This window comes from Oleiphilus sp. HI0067 (assembly GCF_001635735.1).
Genome location: NZ_LWFI01000792.1, coordinates 1 through 258 on the forward strand (window position 1 = coordinate 1; position 258 = coordinate 258).

At 43.8% G+C, this 258-nt stretch carries 1 protein-coding gene; it reads right to left on the reverse strand.

From position 1 onward, the window contains the following. Window positions 1-208: hypothetical protein (locus A3739_RS08555; RefSeq protein ID WP_197472211.1), on the reverse strand; the 208-nt coding region annotated here is incomplete at its 3' end. Window positions 209-258: the final 50 nt, after the last annotated feature.

Genomic DNA, 258 nt, shown 5'->3' on the forward strand with positions numbered 1-258 from the left:
AGACCGTTTCGGTGTAGTGATCAAAATCTTGCAGGAGCTTGTTGCTACGACTGGTACGAATCGAAAGGTCAATTTTATCTTCCTTTACGATCGCGCGTGTTGTGGTGCTAAGTTCTATAGATGCGAGGAATTCTTTTTTAAGATCGATAGACATCCATACGATGACAGCGGACTCTATAACAACGTATGCTGCGTGGAGAAATATCACGCTAATGCCAAGTTCTGTGCTGGGTAATACCCAAACATTTACTCCGCCTG